This window comes from Microvirga arabica (genome assembly GCF_016811235.1).
Taxonomy (GTDB): domain Bacteria; phylum Pseudomonadota; class Alphaproteobacteria; order Rhizobiales; family Beijerinckiaceae; genus Microvirga; species Microvirga arabica.
Window position 1 is genome coordinate 144,163 of sequence record NZ_JAFBID010000002.1, and the last position, 22,953, is coordinate 167,115.

The following is a 22,953-nucleotide window of genomic DNA, read 5'->3' on the forward strand; positions in this document are numbered from 1 at the left end:
TTTTAAGCTAGATACCTTAAGGGAATTTTTACTTTTATCTCACCGAATCAAGACGAGAAAGGCATCTGCAATGCGGAACACCTACGATCTTGATAGCCTTCCTCATCCAGGTGCCTCATCGGCCAAGGATGTCGCATATTCCAGGTATATGGAATTGGCGCGCTCGGTTGAGCCTTCGTCGGCAGATCATGCGACGACCGTCAGACCCATCAGGACATTTCTCGTTGAGCCAAATGCGCTGTTGAGAGAAGGCTTGAGGCGAATTCTGTCGGAAACCGTCTATGCCCCTTCACTTGCGGCTGGAAGCCTCGATGAGGTCAGTTCCCAGTGTGGTCCCGATGGCGGTACGGTTGTCCTGATCGCGGATGCAAGCCGCGAGCACGAGGAGTTCTGCCGTCAAACGAAGCTGCTGAAAGAGCAGAACCCAAACGCAAAAGTGGTCATGCTGGTCGAGCAATACGACCTGAACCACGTGCTCACCGCTTTCCGTTCAGGGGCGGATGCTTACCTCAAGAAATCGATTTCCTATGAGGTCCTCGTCAAATCGCTGGATCTGGTTCTCCTGGGAGAAGCCATCTTCCCCAGTGCGATTATCGATCTCCTGCGCGATCAAGAGGCCCGCGTCGAGCAGAGCAAGCAAACGTCGGCTTCAGAGGGACCTCAAGAAATGAGCCCTCCGACGAAAGGCTTATCCGTTCGTGAGACAGTTATCCTACGATGCCTCATGGATGGCGACTCGAATAAGCTCATTGCGCGCAAGTTCGACATTACGGAAGCGACCGTGAAGGTCCACGTCAAAGCCATCCTGCGTAAGATCCAGGCCAAGAACCGAACTCAGGCGGCGATCTGGGCTGCGAACCACTTGGCTGCGAGCCGGGGGGCGACCGTCAGCTAATTGGGTCAAACTGCTCAGAAATGCCGTTCAAGGGAGCCGTTGGCTCCCTTTCTTTTGAGTACTCATCGGAACAGGCCACTTCTCGGAGGGCTCACGCCGAGCGGAGAACCTCAACGCGGGTTTGCGCCTGATCTTCGAGGATCATCGAGGCTCCCTTATCGGCAATCATCAGCGTCGGCGAATTGGTGTTGCCGCTGGTAATCGCCGGCATGATCGAGGCATCGATGACGCGGAGGTTTTCGATGCCGCGGACCCTCAGGCGTGCGTCAGTCACGGCCATCGGGTCGCCGTCGGTACCCATTTTGGCGGTGCCCACAGGGTGAAAAATCGTCGTGCCGATATCCCGTGCACCGTTCAACAGCTCATCGTCCGTCGTGAGTTGCGCGCCCGGCTTGTACTCCTCGGGGCGGTACTTCTGGAGCGCCGGCATCGCAATGATCTGCCTGACGAGGCGCAGGGCATCCACGGCGACCCGTTGGTCCTCATCCGTCGAAAGGTAGTTAGGGCGAATGGACGGGGCCTCTCCAGCCTTGCTGCTGCGGATCCGGACCGTTCCGCGGCTGGTGGGCCGCAGGTTGCAGACGCTTGCAGTGAAAGCCGGGAACGGGTGCGGGTCCTCCCCGAACTTGTCGAGCGAGAGAGGCTGGATGTGGAACTGGAGGTTCGGGGTGGCGTAATCCGGCGAGGAGCGGGTGAAGGCTCCCAGCTGGGAAGGCGCCATGGTGAGCGGCCCCTTGCGGAAAAGCGCATACTCAAGCGCCATCTGCCCCTTCTTGACCAGGGAGCGGTACTCCTCGTTGAGGGTCCGCACGCCGCTGACCTTATAAATGGGACGTAGCTGAAGATGGTCCTGCAGGTTCTCGCCAACCCCCGGCAGGTGATGGACCACGTCGATCCCATGCTCCTGCAGGAAGGCGCCGTTGCCGATCCCGGACAATTGCAGGAGTTGCGGCGACGCAATGGCGCCTGCCGACAGAATAACCTCTTTGCGGGCCATAACCCGCCGCAGGTTGCCGTTCTGCAGGATCTCCACGCCGATGGCGCGCTTCCCTTCGAAGAGAATGCGCGTGGCATGAGCGTGCGTCTCCACCTTCAGATTGGGGCGTGACAGGGCCGGCCTGAGGAAGCCGCGGGCGGCCGACCAGCGTCGCCCGTTCTTTTGGTTCACCTGAAAATACGATATGCCCTCGTTGCTGCCCGTGTTGAAATCGCTCACCCGGGGAATGCCGGCCTCGACGGCAGCCTCGATGAAGGAGTCGAGGATCTGCCAGCGCATGCGAGGCGCCTCGACGCGCCATTCGCCTCCCGCGCCATGGTGCTCGCCCGCACCGAGATAATGATCGAGATGGTGGCGGAAGATCGGCCGCACGTCGTCCCAGCCCCAGCCCTCCAGACCCATCTGGCGCCAGTTGTCGTAGTCCTCGCGCTGGCCGCGCATGTAGATCATGGCGTTGATGGCGGAGCAGCCGCCCAGGACCTTGCCGCGGGGATAGTTGAGGATGCGGCCATTCAGGCCCGTTTCCGCCTCGGTCTTGAACATCCAGTCGGCGCGCGGATTGCCGATGGCGAAGAGATAGCCGACCGGAATGTGAAACCAGATCCAATTGTCCTTGCCGCCCGCTTCAAGGAGGCACACGCTATTGCGTGGATCCTTCGACAGGCGATTGGCGAGAACGCAGCCGGCCGAACCGGCGCCGATGATCAGGTAATCGAATGTTTCGCTGTCTGGCATGGTCCAGCTCGATGAATGAGCCGGCGCTCACGGCAAGGAGCACCGGCAGGGTTCCCGATGCCCCTCGAATTACGCAGTGCCTTTCGGCTTGCGCTTCATGAACTCCAGAATCTCACCCACAATTCCCCGGCGGAACAGCAGCACGCAGATCACGAAGATGATGCCGATGAGCACCGTCACGGGAAAGTCGGAGGCTGCAAGATATTTCTGCAGGGTGATGACCAGGCCTGCGCCGACGACCGGGCCGATCATCGTGCCGATGCCGCCGAGCAAGGTCATGAGGATCACCTCGCCCGACATCTGCCAGGCGACGTCGGTCAGGGTTGCGAACTGGAAGACGATAGCCTTCGTGCCGCCCGCCAAGCCAGCCAACGCCGCCGACATGACGAAGGCGCCGAGCTTGTACCGATCCACCCGGTAGCCGAGCGAGACCGCCCGCCGTTCGTTCTCGCGGATGGCCTTAAGAATGTTGCCGAAGGGTGAATGGACGATGCGCCAGATGGCGAAGAAGCCGAACAGGAAGATCGCCAGCGTGAAATAGTACATCGCCAGCGGCTGGTTCAGGTCGACGATGCCGAGCAGGTATCCCCGCGGCACGCCCTGGATGCCGTCCTCGCCGTGGGTGAAAGGCACCTGCAGGCAGATGAAGGCGAACATCTGCGACAGGGCGAGCGTGATCATGGCAAAGTAGATGCCTTGGCGCCGGATGGCCAGGAAGCCCATCACGAGGCCCATGGCGGCAGCGCCCGCGGCGCCGAGCAGGATGGCCGCCAGGGGCTCCCAGCCCCACACCTTGGCGGCATGGGCGGTGAAATAGGCCGCGCCACCGAAGAAGGCGGCGTGCCCGAAGGAAAGCAGGCCCACATAGCCGATGAGCAGGTTGAACGCGCAGGCAAAGAGCGCGAAGCAGAGAATGCTCATCACAAGCACGGGATAGAAAAAGAACGGGGCGGCCAGCAGGGCCGCAATGGCGACTGCGCTCAGCACGATAGCGGAGGTCCGCAGCTTCGGCTGCTCCGCAAGATATTCGGTTCCAACAGCCATGATGTTACTCCTCCCGCCCGAAGAGACCTGCCGGCCTGACGAGCAGAACGATGGCCATGATCACAAAGATAACGATGCTTGAGGCTTCCGGGTAGAAAACCTTGGTGAGGCCTTCGAGAACGCCGAGCACGTAGCCCGTCACGATGGCGCCCAGGATCGAGCCCATGCCGCCGACCACCACCACGGCGAACACGATGATGATGAGGTTGGAGCCCATGAGCGGGCTGACCTGATAGATTGGCGCCGCCAGCACGCCGGCAAAGGCCGCCAGCGCGGCTCCCAGGCCATAGGTGAGCGTCAGAAGCAGGGGCACGTTCACGCCGAAGGCCTGAACGAGCGTGGCGTTCTCGGTCGCTGCACGCAGATAGGCGCCGAGCCGGGTCTTCTCGATGAGAAGCCACGTGCCGATGCACACCACCAGGGAGGCGACCACCACCCAGCCGCGATAGACCGGCATGAACATGAAGCCCAGATTGACGGCGCCGGTCAGCTGAGATGGTGCGGCATAGGGTTGGCCGGCCGCGCCGAACCAGTAACGGAATGCGCCCTCGAGAATGAGCGCAAGGCCGAAGGTCAGGAGAAGGCCGTATAGGTGATCGACGCCGTAGAGCCTGCTAAGCATGGTGCGCTCGATAATGACCGCAATCACGCCGACGGCCAGAGGCGCCAGGACGAGGGCAAGCCAGTAGTTGATGCCGAGCCAGTTCAGGAGCAGGTAGGCCGCAAAGGCGCCCAGCATGTATTGCGCGCCGTGGGCGAAGTTGATGACCCGCAGCAAGCCGAAGATCACCGCCAGGCCGAGGCTCAGCATGGCGTAGAAGGAGCCGTTGATGAGGCCGATGAGGATCTGGCCGTAAAGCGCCGGGGTGGGAATGCCGAAAATTGTACTCATGATGCTCTACACCCCAAGAACTTCGTGAAGCTCGTCCATGCGTGCATCGAGCTCGTGCCCCGGGAACGAGTTCACCATACGCCCATCCTCCATGAGGTAGAAGCGGTCGGCCACCTTCTTGGCGAAGCGGAAATTCTGCTCGACCAAGAGGATGGTCATGCCGCGCTTCTTGAGCGCCGTCAGCACGTCGCCGATGCGCTGGACGATCACGGGTGCCAGGCCCTCCGTCGGCTCGTCGAGGAGAATGAATCTCGCCCCTGTGCGCAGGACGCGGGCGATGGCCAGCATCTGCTGCTCGCCGCCCGAGAGCTTCGTGCCCTGGCTCGAGCGCCGCTCATGGAGGTTCGGGAAGAGCGTGTAGATTTCCTCCACGCTCATGCCGCCCTCCGACACCGTCGGTGGGAGCGTCAGGTTCTCGGAAACGTTGAGGCTCGCGAAAATGCCGCGCTCCTCCGGCACGTAGCCGATTCCCGACTGGGCGACCTTGTGCAGCGGCAGGCCTAGGAGGTCCTTGCCGCGGAGCCGAATGACACCCTCGCGGCGGCGTAGGATGCCCATGATCGCGCGCAGGGTTGTGGTCTTGCCGGCACCGTTGCGGCCCAGCAGCGTGACGGTCTCGCCCTCGCGGATATCGAGATCGACCCCGTGCAGGACGTGGCTTTCGCCGTACCAGGCATTGAGCCCGCGGACTTCGAGGAGAGGAGCGCTACTCATGCTCGGTTCCCATATAGGCTTCGCGCACCCGCGGATCCTGGCTGACTTTGTCGTAGGACCCGTCGGAGAGGATCTCGCCGCGGGCCAGAACGGTGACGCGGTCGCACAGGTCGGCGACGACGTTCAGGTTGTGCTCGACCATGAGCACGGTGCGGTTCTTGGCGATGCGCCGGATCAGGTCGGAAATGCGCCCGATATCCTCATGGCCCATGCCGGCCATCGGTTCGTCGAGCAGCAGCATGGCCGGGTCGAGGGCCAGCGTGGTTGCGATCTCGAGCGCCCGCTTGCGGCCGTAGGACAACTCGGCGGCCGTCAGGTCCCTGTAGGACGAGAGATTGACCGCATCGATGAGTTCCATGGCGCGCTCATCAAGGGCAGAGAGGGCATTGGATGAGCGCCAGAATTGCGTTGCCAAGCCCGATGGGCGCTGCAAGGCCACGCGCACATTGTCGAGCACGGTCAGGTGGGGAAATACAGCCGAGATCTGGAAGGAGCGCACCAGTCCCAGACGGGCGACCTCGGGGGCCTTCAGCCGGGTGATGTCCGCGCCTTTGAACGTGATCTGCCCCCGGGTGGGCGTGAGAAACTTGGTGAGAAGGTTGAAAACCGTTGTCTTGCCGGCGCCGTTGGGGCCGATCAGGGCATGGATCGTGCCTTCATTGACGGACAGGGTCACGTCCTTCACGGCCACGAAGCCACGAAACTCCATGGTGAGCCCGGTGGCACTGAGGATGGGTTGCGTACTGACCATAGGGTTCGGCCGAAACTCTCTGGATGGGGCGATGATTGGTTCAGGCACCGTGCGCGGTGCAACCCCCTATCGCCGGACAGCAATGGAGGCAGGGCAGCGTTGCATGCTGCCCTGCCTCGTTCAAGACGCTTACTGCGTGAGCTGGCAGCCGCTGTCGGCAGCCTTCATATAGGCGCTGTCGCCGGGGATCTTGGCGAGCTGCTTGTACATGTCCCATTCGCTCTTGCTTTCTTCCGGCTTCTTCACCTGGAAGAGGTACATGTCGTAGACCATGCGGCCGTTGGGCAGCACCTTGCCGTTCTTGGCGAACACGTCCTGGACGGGCATCTCGTGCAGGAGCTTGGCCACCGGCTCGGTCGCGTCGGTCCCGGCCTTCTCGATCGCCTTGAGATACTGCGTCACGGCCGAGTAGGTGCCCATATGGATCATGTTCGGCATGCGGCCGGTCTTGTCCATGAACTTCTTCGCGAAGGCACGATTCTCGTCGCTCTGATCCCAGTACCAGCCCTCCGTGAGGGTCAGGCCCTGCGCCGCCTTGAGCCCTAAGCCCTTCACCTCGGCCAGCGTGAAGAGAAGCGCCGCGAGACGCGTGCCGCCTTGGGTGATGCCGAATTCAGCCGCCTGCTTGATGGCATTGGCAGTATCGAGGCCCGCATTGGCCATGCCGACGACATTCGCGCCGGAGCTCTGCGCCTGAAGCAGGAAGGACGAATAGTCGGTGGCTGCCAGCGGATGGCGGACGGCGCCGACCACCTGACCGCCCTTCGACTTCACGAACTTCGAGGTCTGGTCCTCGAGGGAGTAGCCGAAGGCATAGTCGGCGGTGAGGAAAAACCACTTGTTGCCGCCGTTCTCCACCAGCGCGCCGCCGGTGCCGACCGCGAGCGCATGGGTGTCATAGGCCCAGTGGAAGCCATAAGGAGAGCACTGCTTGCCGGTGAGGTCGGTCGTGGCCGCACCGGTCGTCATGGTGATCTTCTTCTTGTCCTTGGACAGGCCCTGCACGGCAAGCGCCACCGAGGAGGTCGTCAGCTCCATGATGGCATCGACCTTTTCGGTATCATACCACTGGCGGGCGATGCTGGCGGCAACGTCAGGCTTGTTCTGGTGGTCGGCGGTCACGATCTCGACCGGAACGCCGAGCACCTTGCCACCGTAATCCTGGACCGCCATGCGGGCGGCCTCGACGGAGGACTTGCCGCCGAAATCGGCATAGACACCGGACTGGTCGTTCAGGATGCCGATCTTGACCACGCCATCCGATGCCTGCTGTGCATAGGCGGATGAGGCCAGGGCGGTGCAGCTGAGGGCGAACAGAAGCTTGTTGAGGATACGCATCGATTTCCTTCCCTATATTCTCAAGGCAGATTGATCCTGCCCCTTGCCGGAGCCGCAGCGTGAGGTGTGCGGTCGATGGTCAGAAAGGTACAGACACTTCGCCCCCGATCAATGAGAAGGGCGGTCATCCTTAAGTCGCAGAGGTCTTTGATTTTTTATCTTAATTTTCAGGCTTCGGGCATCGCGGTCTCGGAAACGTGACTGTTAACGAGGCAATCCAGTCCTGCATCTCCGGCGGTTCACAAGGTTGGAGGTACCCCTTATATCACCATCAGCTTTTCGTCCCCGTTTTCCCTCGATGGAGTCCTTCCATGACCGCTCATGCCAAACCTGTTGATCGTCGTGTTCTGGATCTGAAGGACGCTTCTCTGCTGGTGGACCGGGCTTATGTGGCGGGGGAATGGGTGGGCGCCTCGAAGGGCCGCACCTTTGCCGTCACCGATCCCTTCGACGGCGCCGTCATCCTGGAACTGCCTGACCTCGACGTCGAAGCCACCCGGCGTGCCATCGACACGGCCCACACGGTGCAGAAGGACTGGGCGAAGCGTACCGCCAAGGAGCGTAGCCAGATCCTCCGCCGCTGGTACGACCTCATCGTCGACAACGCCGACGACCTGGCGCTGATCCTCACCACCGAGCAGGGCAAGCCGTTGCCTGAGGCCAAGGGCGAGGTGATCTCGAATGCCGCCTATATCGAGTGGTTTGCGGAAGAAGCCAAGCGCATCGACGGCGACATCATTCCCGGAGCCAGCCCCAGCCAGCGCATCCTGGTGCTCAAGCAGCCGGTAGGCGTGTGCGCGGCCATCACCCCGTGGAACTTTCCCAATGGCATGATCACCCGCAAAGTGGGCCCGGCACTCGCCGCCGGCTGCACCATGGTGCTCAAGCCCGCAGCCCAGACCCCGCTCTCGGCCCTCGCCTTGGCCGTGCTGGCTGAGCGGGCGGGCGTGCCGAAGGGCGCCTTCTCGGTGATCACCACCACGGACGCCAAGCCTGTCGGCGAGGAGTTCTGCCACAACCCCAAGGTGGCCAAGATCACGTTCACGGGCTCGACCAATGTGGGCCGCTGGCTGATGCGCGAAGCGGGCGACAGCATCAAGCGCCTGTCGCTGGAGCTTGGGGGCAATGCGCCCTTCATCGTGTTCGACGATGCGGACCTCGATGCCGCCGTGGAGGGGGCGCTGGCGTCCAAGTTCCGCAATGCGGGCCAGACCTGCGTGTGCGCGAACCGGATCTACGTGCAGGAGAGCGTTGCCGAGGCTTTCTCCGCCAAGCTTGCCGACAAGGCCAAGGCGCTCAAGCTCGGGCGCGGCACGGAGGCGGGCGTGGCCATGGGGCCGCTGATCGACGAACGCGCCGTCGCCAAGATGGAGGAGCACGTTCAGGATGCCCTGGCCAAGGGCGGTCAGGTGCTGGTGGGGGGTAAGCGCTCGGATCTGGGCAGCACGTTCTTCGAGCCCACCGTGATGACCGGCATCACGCAGGCCATGAAGGTGACCAAGGAAGAGACGTTTGCGCCGCTGGCGCCGATCATCACGTTCAAGGACGAGGCGGAGGTGATCGGGATGGCGAACGCCACCGAGTTCGGGCTGGCGTCGTACTTCTATGCGCGGGACATGGCGCGCGTGTGGCGGGTGGCGGAGGCGCTGGAGAGCGGCATGGTGGGGGTGAACACGCCGGCGCTCGCGAACGAGATGGCGCCGTTCGGCGGGGTCAAGCAGTCGGGGCTCGGCCGCGAGGGCTCCAAATATGGCATCGAGGGCTTCCTCGAGATCAAGTACATCAACCTCGCAGGCCTGTAACAAACACAAAAGCCCGGCTCGGCCGGGCTTTTTCTTTTGCGGGCTTAAGCGCTTTTCGCCTTGAGCAGCTGGCTCGCCAGTTCCGCGAAGCCGTCTCCCGAGTGTCCGTCGGTGATATAGGCAGGCTTATGCCTCAGCCGGTGCGCGAAGGCCTGAATGTTGGCGACGCCCACGCTCAAGGGGAAAGCCTCGAACATAGGCTCGTCGTTGGGCGAGTCGCCCGCATACACCACTGTGGTCTTCGCCTGCTCCCAATCGATTCCGAACACGTCGGCGAGCAGGGTCTTGGCCATGCTGAGCTTGTTGTAATCGCCGAACCAACCGTTCACATGGATCGAGCTGACCTTTGCCTGCGCACCGGCCCGCTCGAAGATGGACACGATCCGATCCACTTCTGCCTCGGGCAGGGCCGGCACGTCCTCGCAGAAATCGATGGCGAGATCCGCCAAGCGGTAAGCCTGGTCGCTGGCGAGCGCACAGCCCGGCACCGTGGCCAGCACCTCCTTCTCGATGGCATCGAGCCTGATCCGGTTCTGCCTCAGCTCCTCGCGGTTTGCCCAGAACCGCTCCTCCATCTTTTTGCGTTCACGGTCGTAGCGGAAATAGAAGGCGCCGTTCTCGCCGACCACCGCATCCACCGGCCACATGCGGGCGATGTGATCGCACCAGCCCGCGGGCCGACCGGTCACCGGGATGACGATGAAGCCGGCACGATGCAGCGCTTCGAGGGCCCCATAGGCTCTTGCCGTCAGCAGGCCCTCTGTCGTCACCGTGTCGTCGATGTCGGTCAGCACCACACGAATGGATCGCGCCGCTGCCGGCGGAAGCTGTGAAAGAGGCTTCATATCCCTAACTCCAGGACAGAGGGGCGGGGGAGTGGCATCGGCAGGGGCATCCTTGTTCCAAGCAGCTGCCATCCGGAATGATGAGACGGCTAACGGCGGGTCTTTAAGCACGAGCACCGGGCGATCTCCAAGACCTTTGATTGATGTTCTCGACGGCTTCACGAGTGCGATTTCTCACGTAAAGTGACTTCATGATAAACGATCGTGACATCCTCCATGCCCTGTTCGAGGCAGCCCTGCAGGCGGCGCTTCCCGATGGGAAGTTCGATGGACACCTGCCCGAGAAGCCGAAGGGGCGCACCATCGTGCTTGGTGCCGGCAAGGCCTCGGCCCGCATGGCGGCAGCCTTCGAGGAGGCTTGGTCCCGCGTTGGCGGAACCTGCGATGGGCTCGTGGTCACGCGGTACGGCCATGCGGTGCCGACGCGGTCGGTCGAGATCGTGGAGGCGGCCCATCCTGTTCCCGACGAGGCCGGCTTGCAGGCTGCCGGACGTATCCTCGCTCTCGCACGGGAGGCGGGCCCTAACGATCTCGTCGTCTGCCTCATGTCGGGTGGAGCCTCGGCACTCCTGTCCCTGCCGGCAGAGGGCGTGACGCTCGCCGACAAGCAGGCCCTGAACCGCGCCCTGCTGAAATCCGGTGCGCCCATCGGCGAGATGAACCTCGTGCGCAAGTCGCTCTCGGCCATCAAGGGAGGCAGGCTCGCGGCGGCCGCAGGCCGGGCGCGGCTCGTCACCTACCTGATCTCTGATGTGCCAGGGGATGATCCTGCGAGCATCGGATCCGGCCCGACGATCCCGGAGCGGATTGATCCGGAAATCGCCCTCGCGATCCTGCGTCGATACGGGATCGATGTGCCGGGCCATGTCGTGCAGGCGATCCGGGCGAGCGCCGTCACGAAGCCTGGAGCGGGTGGTGCTGTCCACATGCTGGCAACACCCAAGATGGCTCTTGATGCGGCCGCCGCCAAGGCGCGCGAGTTGGGGCTGAATGCTCTCGTCCTCGGCGATGCTCTCGAAGGAGAGGCGCGCGAGGTCGGGCGCGTCATGGCCGGCATCGCTCACTCGGCGCTCATGCATGGAGAGCCTGCCCGCGCCCCTTGTGTGCTGCTGTCTGGCGGCGAGACCACCGTGACGGTGCGCGGCCAGGGGCGTGGCGGACGCAACGCCGAGTTCCTGCTGTCGCTGGCTCTTTCCCTGAAAGGGGAGAGCCGGATCTCCGCCATTGCGTGCGACACGGACGGCATTGATGGATCGGAGGAGAATGCCGGCGCCTGGTGTGATGGCAGCTTGCTTGAAAGCGCCCGTGCGCAGGGCATTGACCTTGCTGCTCACCTAGAGGCGAACGATGCCTACACGGCGTTTGCGCAACTCGACAGACTCGTTGTTACAGGACCAACACTGACCAACGTGAATGATTTCCGCTGTATTCTCATCCATTCGTGATCGGCCAGAATTTATTAAGATGGAGTAGCTGAATCCGGTCGTGTTCGTCTCCGGCACGATGAGGCTCACCTTGGTGCCGCGCCGCTCACGGCTTTCCACCTCAAGGTTGCCGCCGTGGAGCTTGAGGATGTACCAGGCGAGGCTCAGGCCCAGGCCTGTGCCGGGCAGCTTCTTGGCGTTTCGACCGCGGAAGAAAGGCTGCAGAATGAAAGGCAGATCGCGCTCCGGGATGCCGATGCCGCGATCCTTGACGATGATCCTGATCATGCCGTCTTCACCGCGCGCCGTCACATCGACCGGTTGATCGGGGCGGGAATACTTCATGGCATTCGACACGACGATGACGAGTGCCTGCTCCAGCAGCACCGGATCGCCGACGATCATCTCCGGCAAGTCCTTGATGTCGATATGAAAGGGGCGGCCGGGCTCCTGGCCTCCCTGCTCACGACAAACCCTCTTGATGAGTTCCGACGGATGGAACTCGCTCGGGTTGAGCATGATACTGCCGGCACTGGCACGGCTGTAGGACAGAATCGTTTCGATCAGTTCATCGAGCCGCAGGCTTGCCCGCCAGATCTTCTCTGCCTTGACCTGAATGTCATGGGTGCTCAGCCGGTCGGCTCTGTGGATCAGGCCTTGAGCGAGAGCATTGATCGTCGACAATGGCGTCCTGAGCTGGTGCGCCAGCAATGCCATAGGGTCTAACGGAAGTGCCGCCCCGCGAGACGCCGTGCGAGAGGTGGAGTGGCGAGAAGCCTTGGATGAGGGCCTGGGTGGACAGGCGGCGGACACGAACCAAACTATAACTATATAACATATATTGCTCAGCTTGGTCCGAAGTAGTGCAGCAAAAGCCGTTGTCTATCCCTTGTTGGAGGAAAGGCCGAGATAAGCCCGGTGAAGGCAATTGGGCAGACTAGAAGTCGCGATATAGGGATTTCGAAATCACTTGTGGTCGAATGCGTGACGTCCATAAGATGAAATAGAATTAGTTTCCTGAATCTGTTTGGCTTTGAACGCTGAAAACAACTTATTAGATTTGAACGAGTACAGAGTTTGGTTGCAAACAGCTTTCGCTGTTTATCGCAACCGATGTCTTTCTCAGGCGTTTTCCTGTCAGATAGCTCGATAGGAGAGAAACCATGGATCGCGATCGTAGCGAAGGCAGCATGAAGAACATCAAGGGTCGGATGAAGGAGGGCCTCGGCAAGGCCCTGGGCGATTCGAAGATGGAATCCGAGGGCAAGATGGATAAGGCTGAGGGTAAGATCCAGAACACCGTCGGCGGCATCAAGGATTCACTCCGCAAGGACACCTGATCCTCAGGAAGTCGACAAGAAGGCCCGGTACAGCCGGGCCTTTTTCATGCCGGCAGGGCCGCTTTGCGGATCAGGAAGCTGATGGTGGCGTTCTCCTGCCGCTGATCCTCCAGGATGTCACCGGTTTCGCGGATCAGGTTTGGAACATCGATTCCGGCCAGGGGATCAGTGCAGACAACCCTCAGCAGGTCGCCGGGCTGCAGGGTACGGAGAACTTTGCGGGTTCGCAAAACCGGCAAGGGGCATTTCAGGCCGGACAGATCAAGCTCCGTCATTCAACCCTCTCCTGCTGGGCGAGAATCTCTGCATGCCTCAGATCCTCGGACGTATTGATGTTGAAGAAGGGATCGACAGGCGCGATCGGCCAGGAGGCCTCGGCATGGTCATGGCGGCTGATCCAGTCCCTTATGCTGCGTGTACCCTGATTCACGAGGGCTTGACGCAAATCGTGCCGCAGTGAGACGGGCCAGAGCCCCACGGCGAAATGTGCCTGTGAGCCCGATGTGGCGCAGGCGATGAGCTTACGGGTCTCATTGAATGCCTCGTGCAACCGCAGCACCAGATCGTGCGGGATGAACGGCGTGTCGGCCGGTGCGCTCACAACCCAGTCGATGTCCGGCCGATGAGTGGCGCTCCACTCGAGGGCGGCCAGGATTCCGGCAAGCGGGCCTAGATAATCTGGAATGGAATCGGGAACGATCGGAAGCGTCATCCTGCTGAACCGGCAAGGATCGCCATTGGCATTGAGGATGACGCTCTCGCATTGAGGCGCAAGGCGCTCCGTCGCGTGCTCCACCAAAGACCGCCCCGCAAGCGGCAGAAGAGCCTTGTCATTGCCGCCCATGCGCCGCGAAAGCCCGCCCGCCAGAACGACACCGAGGGTTGGAGGAGGCTGGCTCATGCCGGGTGCGCTCACTCGATGACGATGCGCGGCGCAGGGCGAGCGGCAGCCCCGCCCGAGAGCACAATCCAAACCTGCTGCGCCATGTCCTTGTAGATGCGGGCATGGGGTCCCTCCGGCTCTGCGACGACGACGGGCCGGCCTGCATCCGACAACTCGCGGATCGTCATGTTGAGCGGAACTTCGCCGAGGAAGGGCACGCCAAGGCGCGATGCTTCATCCCTGGCTCCGCCGTGGCCGAAGATGTGCGAGCTCTGCCCGCAATGGGGGCAGACGAAGGTCGCCATGTTCTCGACGATGCCGAGGATCGGGATCTCCACCCGCTTGAACATGGACACCCCGCGCCGCGCGTCGATGAGAGCGAGGTCCTGCGGGGTCGAGACGATCACCGCGCCGGCCAAAGGCGTCGCCTGAGCCATGGTGAGCTGGGCATCGCCTGTGCCGGGTGGCATGTCGACCACGAGCACGTCGAGATCGCCCCAGGCGACCTCCCGCAGCATCTGGGTGATGGCCGACATCACCATCGGGCCGCGCCAGATCATGGCGGCTTCTTCCTCCACCAGGAATCCGATAGACATGACCTTGATCCCATACGCCTCCATGGGCTCTAGAATCCGGTTCTCCAGCAGGCGCGGCTTGCCGTGGATGTCGAGCAGCTTCGGCATGGACGGGCCATAGATGTCGGCATCGAGCAGGCCGACCTTCAAGCCAAGGGCTTTCAGTCCGAGGGCGAGGTTGCAGGCGGTGGTGGACTTGCCCACGCCGCCTTTGCCCGACGCCACGGCGATCACGTGCTGCACGCCCGGGATGCGCTGGTTCTTCGGCTGGGCTGCCGAGCGGGGGCGCCCGGGTGCCCCCGGGCCTGACGACGCAGCTCCCGAGCCTGCCGGACGGTCGGCGGTCAGGCTGGCAAAAACCCCTTTGACCGCCGGCAGGCCCTGCACGGCCGTTACTGCAGCCTGGCGCACGCGTTCCATGCCGGCGGCCTCGGACGGCTCGATGGTGATCGAGAACATGACCCGGCCCGCATCGTCCACGACCACATCGGACAGGCGTCCCGATGCCACGAGGTCGGTTCCGCTCGCGTCGACCGGCACGGTCGACAGGGCCTGCAGCACATGCTCACGGGTGATCGCCACTTTGTAATCTCCTGGGCCATTCAAGGCGTAGTCTTCGGTGACATCTATAGGCTGCCGGGCGGTTCGTTAAGCCATTCCCGCCGGGAAGATGCGGTATTCCGAACCAAAGCCCACCTTGTCCGTTGTTCACCCGATCCCTCGGGAGCCGGCCCGGCCGGCCGAGTGGCTGCCTTCGCTGATCACATCCCGGGCGTACGACATCAATCGAGGAGACGAGAATGCACCAGCACGGCCATAACGATCCGAATGCTGCGAAGCTTTATGAACTGATCAAGGACGTGAAGATCGCCATGATGACCACCGTCGATACCGACGGCACCCTGCACAGCCGGCCTATGCACAGCCAGGAAGCGGACGAGCATGGTGACCTCTGGTTCTTCACTCAGATCCAGTCTCCCAAGATGACGGAGATCTCGCGCGACAACGAGGTCAACCTCGCCTACAGCGATCCGAGCAGCCAGACCTATGTGTCGGTGTCCGGCAAGGCCGAGATCGTGCGTGACAAGGCGAAGATCGAGGAGAAATGGTCTGAGCCCCTGCGCGCCTGGTTCCCGAAAGGGACGGATGATCCGCAGATCGCCCTGATCCGCGTGCATCCGGCAAAGGGCGAGTACTGGGACAGCCCATCCTCGACCCTGGTGCATCTCTACGGCTACGCGAAGGCCGTGGTGACGGGCGAGTCGCCGAAGCCCGGCGATCAGGCGAAAGTCAACCTGACCTGATCGCCCATCAAGCTTGTTTCTCCGGGCCGCTCTTTCATCAAGGGCGGCCCTTCGCTATTGTCCTGCTCCCCGTGAGTAGCAAGGAGCCGGCGATGGTGGACATCGCGACCCGCGTCTACAACCATACCTGGAAGATCGACCCGATCGTCCGGTCGGTTCTGGATACGGATTTCTACAAGTTGCTGATGGCGCAGACGATCTTTCGACGCCATCGGGACGTGCAGGTGACGTTCGGCATCCACAACCGGACCACCCGCATCCGCCTGGCCGACATCATTGATGCCGGCGAGCTGCGCGAGCAGCTTGATCATGTGCGCAGCCTGCGCCTGACCCGGGGCGAGTCCACCTGGCTGCGGGGCAACACCTTCTATGGCAAGCGGCAGATGTTCTCGCCGGAGTTCATGGACTGGCTCGAGACCTTCCGCTTTCCGGAATACCTGCTGGAGAAGGAGGACGGTCAATACGTCCTGACCTTCCACGGCCCCTGGATCGAGACCACCATGTGGGAGATCCCGGCGCTGGCGATCCTCAACGAGCTGCGCTCCCGAGGGGTCCTCAGGGGAATGGGCAAGTTCGAGCTTCAGGTGCTCTACGCCCGCGCCATGACCCGGGTCTGGGAGAAGATCGAGCGGCTCAAAAGCCTGCCGGATCTTTCCATCGCCGATTTCGGCACCCGTCGCCGCCATGGGTTTCTCTGGCAGGATTGGTGCGTGCAGGCCATGATGGAAGGGCTTGGATCGTCCTTCCTCGGAACGTCCAATTGCCTGATCGCCCTGCGCCAGGAAGTGGAGGCCGTGGGCACCAACGCCCATGAGCTTCCCATGGTCTATGCGGCCCTGGCCGAATCCGATGAAGAACTGGCCCAGGCTCCCTATAACGTGCTGTCCGACTGGCAGGAGGATTACGAGGGCAACCTGCTCGTCATTCTGCCCGATACCTACGGCACCACGAACTTCCTGCAGAACGCGCCTGAGTGGGTGCCGGCCTGGACCGGCATCCGCGTCGATTCCAAGGATCCCATCGAGGGTGGCGAGGAGGCCATCGAATGGTGGCGCCAGCGCGGGCAGAACCCGCGCGAGAAGCTCGCGATCTTCTCCGACGGCCTGGACGTGGACGTGATCGAGCGCATCCACCGGCATTTCCGCGGCCGCATGCGCATCGGCTACGGCTGGGGTACGCTGCTCACGAATGATTTCCGCGGGCTGGCACCCGATGGAAAGCTCGATCCGATCTCCATCGTCTGCAAGGTCATCTCGGCCGATGGCCGCCCGACGGTGAAACTCTCCGACAATCCCACGAAGGCCATGGGGCCGAAAGCAGAAGTCGAGCGTTACAAGCGCATCTTCCACGTGGGCGAGCAAGCGGCGAAACCTGTTTTGGTGTGACGAACATGATCATCGATCTCAACTGCGACATGGGCGAAGGCTTCGGTCCCTGGCCGATGGGAGACGACGAGGCGATGCTCGACATCGTGTCTTCTGCCAACATCGCCTGCGGATTCCACGCGGGCGATCCGTCCATCATGTTCCGCACGGCGGAGATCGCGAAGCGCAAGGGCGTGGCCATCGGAGCGCATCCCGGCTTCAACGACTTGCACGGCTTCGGCCGCCGCATGATCCGCGGGGACTCCCCCCCCGAGATCGAGCGCATGATCGCCTATCAGATCGGCGCCATGCAGGCCGTGGCGTCGCTCGCCGGCCACAAGGTCACCTATGTGAAGGTGCACGGCGCACTCAACAACATGGCCAACGAGGACGAGGATCTCGCTCTCGCGATCGCCCGCGCCATCAAGGGCGTCGATGCGAGCCTCATCAACATGTGCATGCCGGGCCTTCTGATGGAGAAGGCGTCTCACAGCGTCGGCATTCCGGTCGTCCGTGAAATTTTCGCCGACCGCACATATGAGGACAACGGCACGCTCACCAGCCGCAAGAAGCCCGGCTCCGTGCTGCACGATGCGCAATTTGCGGCTGAGCGCATTCTGCGCGCCGTGCAGGACAGGGCGATCACGACGGTATCCGGCAAGCGGATCCCGGTCGAGATCGATACGATCTGCGTGCACGGTGACGAGCCGAGCGCCGTGGCCATGGCACGGACCGTGCGTGCGAAGCTGGAGGCGAATGGCGTCAGGATCGCGCCGTTCGCAGCTTCCTGAAACTGGTGAGGCGCCGCCTCTTTTAGCGCCCGAAAGCTTTGGCTAGGAAGGGCTGCAGCGCCGCGAGGGTTTCTTCCGGCGCTTCCTCGGCGAGATAGTGGCCGCAATCGATGGCGTGGCCCTCCACGTGATCGGCCCAGTCACGCCAGACGGCCGGCACATCGTACCATTGATCGAGGCCGTTCCTGCGGCCCCAGAGCGCCTGGACCGGGCATAGGATCCGCCGGCCCGCCTTCCGGTCTTCTTCGTCGAGGTGCATATCGATGGTCGCGCCGGCGCGATAATCCTCGCACATGGCGTGGATCGTGTCCGGATCGGTAAAGCAGCGGCGGTATTCGACAAGTGCTTCTTCATCGAACATCGAGCGCCCGCGGCGAAGATAGATGGCATCGGGATCCGACGCGATCAGTCGCTCCGGCAACGGATGAGGCTGCGCAAGAAAGAACCAGTGCCAGTAGCCCATGGCGAACGCCATGTCCGTGCGCTGGAAATGCTCCGCGGTCGGGATGATGTCGAGAACCGACAGCGCCACGATCCGGTCCGGATGGTCGAGCGCCATGCGGTATGCACAGCGTCCGCCGCGGTCGTGACCGACGACGGCAAAGCGCTCGAAGCCCAGGGCCCGCATGACCTCCACCTGGTCGCGCGCCATGGCTCGTTTGGAATAGGGCTCATGCTGCTCGTCTGTCGGAGGCTTGGAGCTGTCGCCATAGCCGCGCAGGTCGGCGCACACGATCGTGTAGCTCTCGGCAAGCTTCGGCGCCACCTTGTGCCACATGACATGCGTCTGCGGATGTCCATGCAGCAGGAGCACGGGCGGACCGCTGCCGCCGACACGCAGGTTGATGACGGCCTCGGATGTTTCGATTCGACGGTGGGTGAAAGTCTCGAACATCCCGTGAGTGTCTTACAGTTTTCGCTTTGAAACCAGCGTCAACGAAACGTCGCAGGGCTGCGAATGGCAGATCGCAGCCCTGTGGTTCACGGCGAATGCGAGATGACGCAGTCTCACCAGGAGCGGCGCTCCCCATTGTCGATGTGGATGATGCCGTTCCGGTACATCTTCAGGCCCCCAACCTGCGGGTGAGACCGCAGATAGGCCATCACGCCGCGCACGCGGGTGCGGACCCTGAAGTCGATGGCCCGGCACGAGAGGTGGAGAGATTGGCGCGCGCCGCCTGCGCGCCAGTTGCGGGAGCGGTTGCGATGGGTGGATTCAACGCTGACCGGACCGAATTTCGCCGCCACAGAAGCGACGACCTCGCGCAGATTGCCCGGAACGCAATTGGTCGGAGCACTCGCTCGCAGCGTGATCGCCCCCTGTGAGACCAGCGACGCGAAACCGGAGAGAGTTCGCGCACTCGGCAGGCTTCCTGTCGTCTTGGGATCGTTCATCTCGTCGTTGGAGGGGAGGCTGACATATTGAGCGGGCGGTACGAGCCCTTCGTCACCGTCTCCGGCTTTGAGCGCAGCCGGTGACAGCCCGAACAGAAACGCGCTGGTCACAAGACAGTATCTCGACGCGTGGCGCACTCGGGGGGTGATGCTCATCGGGTTCTCCCGTTCTGAGCCCCTACAGAATTTCATGCCGCAGAAATGGTCCTCCCAGCGGCATTGTCTTATTGGTCAGGTAACTGACGGTTGCGTGAAGAACGCTACGGAAGGCAACCTAAAAGAAGCTTGGCACTAGGCAAGGGTGTGCAGGCGGGAATGGGAGCCGTCGATCACGTGCATGGTTGGCAAAGCTTTAACCTGCAAGGAATTCAGGCGCGTGAGAAATTTGGTGTTAGTTTTGAAATAACAGAGCTTTAACTCTTGCAGTCCGTGAGCCCGATACACACATTTCGCGCATGGGACCGATAAGCTTTCGGTCTGCTGGAGACTGGAATGAACGCTTCCCGTAGTGCTGTTTTCGATGCGATCAAAACTGCCGGCCCGAGCCGGGAGGATGCGATAGCGCGCATCACGCTGGTTGCAAAGCTGATGGACAGCGCCTTTCTGATTCCGGGCCTGAACCGGCGTGTGGGCCTGGACGCGGTGCTGGGCCTCGTGCCGGGCATCGGCGATGCGCTCTCTGCGGCGCTCGCAAGTTATATCATCTGGGAAGCCCGCCAGCTGGGTCTGCCGCGCTGGAAGATCGCCCGCATGATCGGCAACGTGGCGGTCGACACAACCCTCGGTGCCATTCCCCTTGCGGGCGACGTGTTCGACGTTTTCTTCAAGGCCAACGAGCGGAACCTGCGCATCATCCATGAGCATCTCGGCACGCCCAAGCGCGGGCCGAAGGAGATCGACGGCACCGCGGTCAGGATCGAGGAGCGCTGAATGAGACGGCTGCTGTGGATTGTCGCCTGGATGGCCGTGGCGATCTGGTCGTTGTTCGCTTGGGGCGCTTACGGCCTGCTGGACTTCTTCGGCGGCGTTGCGGCCCGCAATGCCGACATCGTTCCGGGGAATCCCGAGGCGGTCGAGTGGCTGTCCTGGGCTCTGATGACTCTCAGGGGCCTAGGCCTTGGCGCCATCGTGGTCGTCTGGGCGCTCGTGTCGCTGCTTATTCTCGCCGTTCCGGCCGTGCTCGGCCTGTTTCTGGGCGGCGCAAGACGTGAGCAGTACGTCGAAGAGTGGCGTGGGCCCCGAGGCGATCCTCGCACGTCGGGTCCATTCACATCATCATCCGGACAGCCTCCAATCCGGCGGATCGAAAGGCGCTAATGAAAAGGGCGAAGCGGATGCCGCTTCGCCCTTCGCTTTTCTGGCCTTGGGTGATCGGCCAAAGCACATGTCATCCCCGGCGAGCGTAGCGAGGGAAGGGGATCCATGGCGCAGAGGGTGCGAGTTGATTCCCTTCCCGTCCGCTGCGCTCCGGCCGGGAATGACACCAGCACCGCTGGGCAATGTTCTAGCGATGGCTTGAGATGAACTGCTTGAAGCGCTCGGATTTCGGAGCTTCGAATACCTCCGCCGGTGCGCCTTCCTCCTCCACCACGCCCTTGTGCAGGAACACGACCCGGTTCGACACGTCGCGGGCAAAGCCCATCTCGTGCGTCACCACCAGCATGGTGCGGCCCTCCTCGGCGAGCGAGCGCATCACACGCAGCACCTCGCCGACGAGTTCCGGATCGAGCGCGGATGTCGGCTCGTCGAAGAGCATCACCTTCGGGTGCATGGCGAGCGCCCGCGCGATGGCGGCGCGCTGCTGCTGGCCGCCGGACAGGTGCGAGGGATATTGATTGCGCTTGTCGACGATGCCCACCTTCGCCAGCAGCTCCTCGGCCTCGGCGATGCATTCTGCCTTCGGGCGCTTCTGCACGTGGACAGGCGCCTCGATCACATTCTCCAGGATGGTCATGTGGGACCAGAGATTGAAGCTCTGGAAAACCATGGCAACGCGCGAGCGGATCCGGTCCACCTGGCGCTGATCGGCCGGCTCCATGCCCCTTCGGCTCTTCTTCAGTCCGATGGTCTCCCCGCCGATGCGGATCTCGCCGGAATCCGGCACCTCCAGCATGTTGATGCAGCGGAGCATGGTCGACTTGCCGGAGCCGGAGGCGCCGAGGATCGAGATCACGTCGCCTTCCCGGGCGTTTAAGGAAACGCCTTTGAGAACTTCGAGCGATCCGAAGCTCTTGCGGAGGTTCTGCACGGAAACGGCCGGAGCCGCCTCGGACGACGCAACGTGGGGCGACAAGGCTGCAACTCCGTTAGACATGGGCGGCCTCCAGACGCGGCTCCACAGCCGGCGGGCGGCGCAGGTGAGGCGAGAGCCACCATTCGATGGCCATGATGATGCGGGTGATGATGAAGTTCAGAACGAGATAGATCAGGCCGGCGACAACGAAGACCTCGACCGCGCGGAAGCTTTGCGAGATCAGTTTGGCGGCAAGCCCGGTGATTTCCATCATGGTGATGATCGAGGCCAGCGACGTCGCCTTCACCATCAGGATGATCTCGCTGCCATAGGCCGGAAGCGCCTGGCGAACCGCGATGGGGAACACGATGCGGCGGAAGAGCAGGAAGCCCGACATGCCGCAGGCCCGCGCGGCCTCGACCTGGTTGTGGGGAACGGATTGCAGGCCGCCGCGGATGATCTCGCTGGCGTAAGCCGCCGTGTTGAGCGTGAGCGCGAAGACTGCGCACCAATAGGGCTCGCGGAAGAAGACCCACAAGCCCCATTCCTGCAGGGTCGGGCGAAACTGGCCGAGGCCGTAATAGATCAGGAAGATCTGCACGAGCAGCGGCGTTCCGCGGAACACGAAGACATAAGCCTGTGCCGGCCAGTTCAGCACCTTGAGCCCCGATATGCGCATGAGCGCGAGGAGCAAGGCGAGGATGGCGCCAAGGCCCACGGCCATGAAGGCCAGGTTCAGCGTCAGCGGCACGCCGCCTATGAGCGTCAGGAAGGTGTCCCGCATGAAGGCGAAGTCCATCAGGAAGCCCTCCGCATGCCACGCATCGAGTGGGTCTCCGCGCGCTGGAACAGGTATGTCGAAACCCAGGTGATGAGCAGGTAGAGCACGGCCGCCGTGAGATAGAAGTCGAACGGGCGCCGGGTGGAACCCGCCGCAATGTGCGACTGGCGCAGCAGCTCCACGAGGCCGGTCACCGAGATGAGGGCCGATTCCTTCAGCACCAGCTGCCATGTGTTGCCAAGGCCGGGAATGGCATAGCGCAGCACCTGCGGGGCGATGATGCGGCGGAACATGAGCCAGCGATGCATGCCCACGGAGCGTGCCGCCTCGATCTCGCCGCGGCTGACCACCTGATAGGCGCCGCGAAACACTTCGGCCTGGTAGGCTCCCGAGATGATGCCGATCGCAAGGGCCCCGGTGACGAAGGCCGGCACGCCGATGAATCCATCGGCGCCGAAGAGGCTGCCGATGGCGCCGAGCGCCGCGCTGCCGCCGAAATAGAACAGATAGATCACGAGGAGATCGGGAATGCCGCGCAGGACGGTGGTGTAGCCATCCGCGAGGCTGCGGATCACGAGATTGCCGCCGATCTTGCCCCAGGCCACGAAGGTACCGACGACGGTGCCCGCGAGAAAGCCGCAGATGGCGACCGCAATCGTCATGCCCGCTGCGGTGAGGAGAGCCCATCCCCATCCATTGGGACCGAACCCGACGAGCTCGAAATAGCTCAGTTGCTGCACGCGTCTCAACTTTCCTGAATATGTCTCGCCTCTGTGGAAGGCAGCGGGCGAGACGGCACCTTTAACATCCGGCCTTTAACCGGATCTATCCCGGGTGCCAGAGCAGGCCC

Annotated in this window: 26 protein-coding genes; 10 read left to right on the forward strand and 16 right to left on the reverse strand. The window is 62.6% G+C overall.

Annotated elements, in window-relative coordinates; translation table 11 throughout:
* The first annotated feature begins 253 nt into the window (after window positions 1-253).
* A complete protein-coding gene (locus JQC81_RS01925; protein WP_203270018.1) occupies window positions 254-895 on the forward strand; it encodes a LuxR C-terminal-related transcriptional regulator in 642 nt (213 codons plus the stop codon).
* A gap of 91 nt (window positions 896-986) precedes the next feature.
* On the opposite strand, the gene JQC81_RS01930 is transcribed toward JQC81_RS01925, so the two are convergent.
* From JQC81_RS01930 to JQC81_RS01955, 6 genes are all read right to left on the reverse strand, one after another.
* The gene (locus tag JQC81_RS01930; RefSeq protein WP_203270019.1) at window positions 987-2,627 is read right to left on the reverse strand and encodes a GMC family oxidoreductase; all 1,641 of its coding nucleotides are present in this window, start codon (window positions 2,625-2,627) and stop codon (window positions 987-989) included.
* Between the two features lie 69 nt (window positions 2,628-2,696).
* On the reverse strand, window positions 2,697-3,671 hold the full coding sequence (locus JQC81_RS01935; RefSeq protein WP_203270020.1) for a branched-chain amino acid ABC transporter permease: 975 nt from the start codon (window positions 3,669-3,671) through the stop codon (window positions 2,697-2,699).
* A 4-nt stretch (window positions 3,672-3,675) separates the two neighbouring features.
* Window positions 3,676-4,563, reverse strand: a complete 888-nt coding sequence (locus tag JQC81_RS01940) for a branched-chain amino acid ABC transporter permease (protein ID WP_203270021.1) — start codon at window positions 4,561-4,563, stop codon at window positions 3,676-3,678.
* 6 nt (window positions 4,564-4,569) lie between these two features.
* Window positions 4,570-5,277 carry an ABC transporter ATP-binding protein gene (locus JQC81_RS01945; protein WP_203270022.1) on the reverse strand — a complete coding sequence of 236 codons (708 nt, stop codon included), beginning with the start codon at window positions 5,275-5,277 and terminating at the stop codon, window positions 4,570-4,572.
* Window positions 5,270-6,028: an ABC transporter ATP-binding protein gene (locus JQC81_RS01950; protein WP_203270023.1), complete on the reverse strand. Its 759-nt coding sequence runs from the start codon at window positions 6,026-6,028 to the stop codon at window positions 5,270-5,272. Before JQC81_RS01950 ends, JQC81_RS01945 begins: the two co-directional genes overlap by 8 nt.
* 129 nt (window positions 6,029-6,157) lie before the next feature.
* On the reverse strand, window positions 6,158-7,366 hold the full coding sequence (locus JQC81_RS01955) for an ABC transporter substrate-binding protein (protein ID WP_246520146.1): 1,209 nt from the start codon (window positions 7,364-7,366) through the stop codon (window positions 6,158-6,160).
* Window positions 7,367-7,677: 311 nt separating this feature from the next.
* Between JQC81_RS01955 and JQC81_RS01960 the strand changes: the two genes are divergently transcribed.
* Window positions 7,678-9,168, forward strand: coding sequence for an NAD-dependent succinate-semialdehyde dehydrogenase (locus JQC81_RS01960; RefSeq protein WP_203270024.1), 1,491 nt, complete (start codon window positions 7,678-7,680; stop codon window positions 9,166-9,168).
* A 44-nt stretch (window positions 9,169-9,212) separates the two neighbouring features.
* On the opposite strand, the gene JQC81_RS01965 is transcribed toward JQC81_RS01960, so the two are convergent.
* Window positions 9,213-10,013 (reverse strand): HAD family hydrolase, encoded by an 801-nt coding sequence (locus JQC81_RS01965; RefSeq protein WP_203270025.1) that lies wholly within the window; start codon window positions 10,011-10,013, stop codon window positions 9,213-9,215.
* A gap of 191 nt (window positions 10,014-10,204) precedes the next feature.
* Here JQC81_RS01965 and JQC81_RS01970 point away from each other — a divergent pair, with 191 nt between their 5' ends.
* Entirely contained in the window at window positions 10,205-11,458 is a 1,254-nt protein-coding gene (locus JQC81_RS01970) for a glycerate kinase type-2 family protein (protein ID WP_203270026.1), read from the forward strand.
* Here JQC81_RS01970 and JQC81_RS01975 read toward each other — a convergent pair.
* Window positions 11,348-12,154, reverse strand: a complete 807-nt coding sequence (locus JQC81_RS01975) for a sensor histidine kinase (protein WP_281400213.1) — start codon at window positions 12,152-12,154, stop codon at window positions 11,348-11,350. The genes JQC81_RS01970 and JQC81_RS01975 overlap by 111 nt on opposite strands.
* A 446-nt stretch (window positions 12,155-12,600) precedes the next feature.
* On the opposite strand from JQC81_RS01975, the gene JQC81_RS01980 reads away from it, so the two are divergent.
* Window positions 12,601-12,777 (forward strand): CsbD family protein, encoded by a 177-nt coding sequence (locus tag JQC81_RS01980; protein WP_203270028.1) that lies wholly within the window; start codon window positions 12,601-12,603, stop codon window positions 12,775-12,777.
* Window positions 12,778-12,821: 44 nt separating this feature from the next.
* Here the strand turns inward: JQC81_RS01980 and JQC81_RS01985 are convergent, their stop codons facing one another.
* The 3 genes from JQC81_RS01985 to JQC81_RS01995 are packed head-to-tail and all read right to left on the reverse strand — an operon-like array spanning window position 12,822 to window position 14,817.
* On the reverse strand, window positions 12,822-13,052 hold the full coding sequence (locus JQC81_RS01985) for a sulfurtransferase TusA family protein (RefSeq protein WP_203270029.1): 231 nt from the start codon (window positions 13,050-13,052) through the stop codon (window positions 12,822-12,824).
* A complete protein-coding gene (gene mobA, locus JQC81_RS01990; protein WP_203270030.1) occupies window positions 13,049-13,678 on the reverse strand; it encodes a molybdenum cofactor guanylyltransferase MobA in 630 nt (209 codons plus the stop codon). The genes JQC81_RS01985 and mobA overlap by 4 nt, the downstream gene beginning before the upstream one ends.
* 11 nt (window positions 13,679-13,689) lie before the next feature.
* Window positions 13,690-14,817: an Mrp/NBP35 family ATP-binding protein gene (locus JQC81_RS01995; protein WP_203270031.1), complete on the reverse strand. Its 1,128-nt coding sequence runs from the start codon at window positions 14,815-14,817 to the stop codon at window positions 13,690-13,692.
* 218 nt (window positions 14,818-15,035) lie between these two features.
* Here JQC81_RS01995 and JQC81_RS02000 point away from each other — a divergent pair, with 218 nt between their 5' ends.
* From JQC81_RS02000 to JQC81_RS02010, 3 genes are all read left to right on the forward strand, one after another.
* Window positions 15,036-15,539, forward strand: coding sequence for a pyridoxamine 5'-phosphate oxidase family protein (locus JQC81_RS02000; RefSeq protein ID WP_203270032.1), 504 nt, complete (start codon window positions 15,036-15,038; stop codon window positions 15,537-15,539).
* 92 nt (window positions 15,540-15,631) lie between these two features.
* On the forward strand, window positions 15,632-16,924 hold the full coding sequence (gene pncB / locus JQC81_RS02005; protein ID WP_203270033.1) for a nicotinate phosphoribosyltransferase: 1,293 nt from the start codon (window positions 15,632-15,634) through the stop codon (window positions 16,922-16,924).
* Window positions 16,925-16,929: 5 nt separating this feature from the next.
* On the forward strand, window positions 16,930-17,694 hold the full coding sequence (locus tag JQC81_RS02010) for a LamB/YcsF family protein (RefSeq protein WP_203270034.1): 765 nt from the start codon (window positions 16,930-16,932) through the stop codon (window positions 17,692-17,694).
* A 22-nt stretch (window positions 17,695-17,716) separates the two neighbouring features.
* On the opposite strand, the gene JQC81_RS02015 is transcribed toward JQC81_RS02010, so the two are convergent.
* Both JQC81_RS02015 and JQC81_RS02020 read right to left on the reverse strand, forming a co-directional pair.
* The gene (locus JQC81_RS02015; RefSeq protein ID WP_203270035.1) at window positions 17,717-18,589 is read right to left on the reverse strand and encodes an alpha/beta fold hydrolase; all 873 of its coding nucleotides are present in this window, start codon (window positions 18,587-18,589) and stop codon (window positions 17,717-17,719) included.
* Window positions 18,590-18,702: 113 nt separating this feature from the next.
* The gene (locus tag JQC81_RS02020; protein WP_203270036.1) at window positions 18,703-19,245 is read right to left on the reverse strand and encodes a D-Ala-D-Ala carboxypeptidase family metallohydrolase; all 543 of its coding nucleotides are present in this window, start codon (window positions 19,243-19,245) and stop codon (window positions 18,703-18,705) included.
* A gap of 90 nt (window positions 19,246-19,335) precedes the next feature.
* On the opposite strand from JQC81_RS02020, the gene JQC81_RS02025 reads away from it, so the two are divergent.
* The 3 genes from JQC81_RS02025 (at window position 19,336) to JQC81_RS02035 (ending at window position 20,406) form a co-directional block, all read left to right on the forward strand.
* Window positions 19,336-19,506 (forward strand): hypothetical protein, encoded by a 171-nt coding sequence (locus JQC81_RS02025; RefSeq protein WP_203270037.1) that lies wholly within the window; start codon window positions 19,336-19,338, stop codon window positions 19,504-19,506.
* 75 nt (window positions 19,507-19,581) lie between these two features.
* Window positions 19,582-20,019, forward strand: coding sequence for a DUF4112 domain-containing protein (locus tag JQC81_RS02030; protein WP_203270038.1), 438 nt, complete (start codon window positions 19,582-19,584; stop codon window positions 20,017-20,019).
* A complete protein-coding gene (locus tag JQC81_RS02035) occupies window positions 20,020-20,406 on the forward strand; it encodes a hypothetical protein (RefSeq protein ID WP_203270039.1) in 387 nt (128 codons plus the stop codon). It begins immediately after the preceding gene.
* Between the two features lie 187 nt (window positions 20,407-20,593).
* Here JQC81_RS02035 and JQC81_RS02040 read toward each other — a convergent pair whose 3' ends face one another.
* The 3 genes from JQC81_RS02040 to JQC81_RS02050 are packed head-to-tail and all read right to left on the reverse strand — an operon-like array spanning window position 20,594 to window position 22,843.
* Window positions 20,594-21,403 (reverse strand): ABC transporter ATP-binding protein, encoded by an 810-nt coding sequence (locus tag JQC81_RS02040; RefSeq protein ID WP_203270040.1) that lies wholly within the window; start codon window positions 21,401-21,403, stop codon window positions 20,594-20,596.
* Window positions 21,396-22,121 (reverse strand): ABC transporter permease, encoded by a 726-nt coding sequence (locus JQC81_RS02045; protein ID WP_203270041.1) that lies wholly within the window; start codon window positions 22,119-22,121, stop codon window positions 21,396-21,398. The genes JQC81_RS02040 and JQC81_RS02045 overlap by 8 nt, the downstream gene beginning before the upstream one ends.
* The gene (locus JQC81_RS02050) at window positions 22,121-22,843 is read right to left on the reverse strand and encodes an ABC transporter permease (protein ID WP_203270042.1); all 723 of its coding nucleotides are present in this window, start codon (window positions 22,841-22,843) and stop codon (window positions 22,121-22,123) included. Before JQC81_RS02050 ends, JQC81_RS02045 begins: the two co-directional genes overlap by 1 nt.
* Between the last annotated feature and the right edge of the window lie 110 nt (window positions 22,844-22,953).

Coding starts and splice junctions, on each gene's coding strand:
- JQC81_RS01930 (WP_203270019.1), bottom strand. CDS start 2,627: ATGCCAGACAGCGAAACATTCGATTACCTGATCATCGGCGCCGGTTCG.
- JQC81_RS01935 (WP_203270020.1), bottom strand. CDS start 3,671: ATGGCTGTTGGAACCGAATATCTTGCGGAGCAGCCGAAGCTGCGGACC.
- JQC81_RS01940 (WP_203270021.1), bottom strand. CDS start 4,563: ATGAGTACAATTTTCGGCATTCCCACCCCGGCGCTTTACGGCCAGATC.
- JQC81_RS01945 (WP_203270022.1), bottom strand. CDS start 5,277: ATGAGTAGCGCTCCTCTCCTCGAAGTCCGCGGGCTCAATGCCTGGTAC.
- JQC81_RS01950 (WP_203270023.1), bottom strand. CDS start 6,028: ATGGTCAGTACGCAACCCATCCTCAGTGCCACCGGGCTCACCATGGAG.
- JQC81_RS01955 (WP_246520146.1), bottom strand. CDS start 7,366: ATGCGTATCCTCAACAAGCTTCTGTTCGCCCTCAGCTGCACCGCCCTG.
- JQC81_RS01960 (WP_203270024.1), top strand. CDS start 7,678: ATGACCGCTCATGCCAAACCTGTTGATCGTCGTGTTCTGGATCTGAAG.
- JQC81_RS01965 (WP_203270025.1), bottom strand. CDS start 10,013: ATGAAGCCTCTTTCACAGCTTCCGCCGGCAGCGGCGCGATCCATTCGT.
- JQC81_RS01970 (WP_203270026.1), top strand. CDS start 10,205: ATGATAAACGATCGTGACATCCTCCATGCCCTGTTCGAGGCAGCCCTG.
- JQC81_RS01975 (WP_281400213.1), bottom strand. CDS start 12,154: ATGGCATTGCTGGCGCACCAGCTCAGGACGCCATTGTCGACGATCAAT.
- JQC81_RS01980 (WP_203270028.1), top strand. CDS start 12,601: ATGGATCGCGATCGTAGCGAAGGCAGCATGAAGAACATCAAGGGTCGG.
- JQC81_RS01985 (WP_203270029.1), bottom strand. CDS start 13,052: ATGACGGAGCTTGATCTGTCCGGCCTGAAATGCCCCTTGCCGGTTTTG.
- mobA (WP_203270030.1), bottom strand. CDS start 13,678: ATGAGCCAGCCTCCTCCAACCCTCGGTGTCGTTCTGGCGGGCGGGCTT.
- JQC81_RS02000 (WP_203270032.1), top strand. CDS start 15,036: ATGCACCAGCACGGCCATAACGATCCGAATGCTGCGAAGCTTTATGAA.
- pncB (WP_203270033.1), top strand. CDS start 15,632: ATGGTGGACATCGCGACCCGCGTCTACAACCATACCTGGAAGATCGAC.
- JQC81_RS02010 (WP_203270034.1), top strand. CDS start 16,930: ATGATCATCGATCTCAACTGCGACATGGGCGAAGGCTTCGGTCCCTGG.
- JQC81_RS02015 (WP_203270035.1), bottom strand. CDS start 18,589: ATGTTCGAGACTTTCACCCACCGTCGAATCGAAACATCCGAGGCCGTC.
- JQC81_RS02020 (WP_203270036.1), bottom strand. CDS start 19,245: ATGAGCATCACCCCCCGAGTGCGCCACGCGTCGAGATACTGTCTTGTG.
- JQC81_RS02030 (WP_203270038.1), top strand. CDS start 19,582: ATGAACGCTTCCCGTAGTGCTGTTTTCGATGCGATCAAAACTGCCGGC.
- JQC81_RS02035 (WP_203270039.1), top strand. CDS start 20,020: ATGAGACGGCTGCTGTGGATTGTCGCCTGGATGGCCGTGGCGATCTGG.
- JQC81_RS02040 (WP_203270040.1), bottom strand. CDS start 21,403: ATGTCTAACGGAGTTGCAGCCTTGTCGCCCCACGTTGCGTCGTCCGAG.
- JQC81_RS02045 (WP_203270041.1), bottom strand. CDS start 22,121: ATGGACTTCGCCTTCATGCGGGACACCTTCCTGACGCTCATAGGCGGC.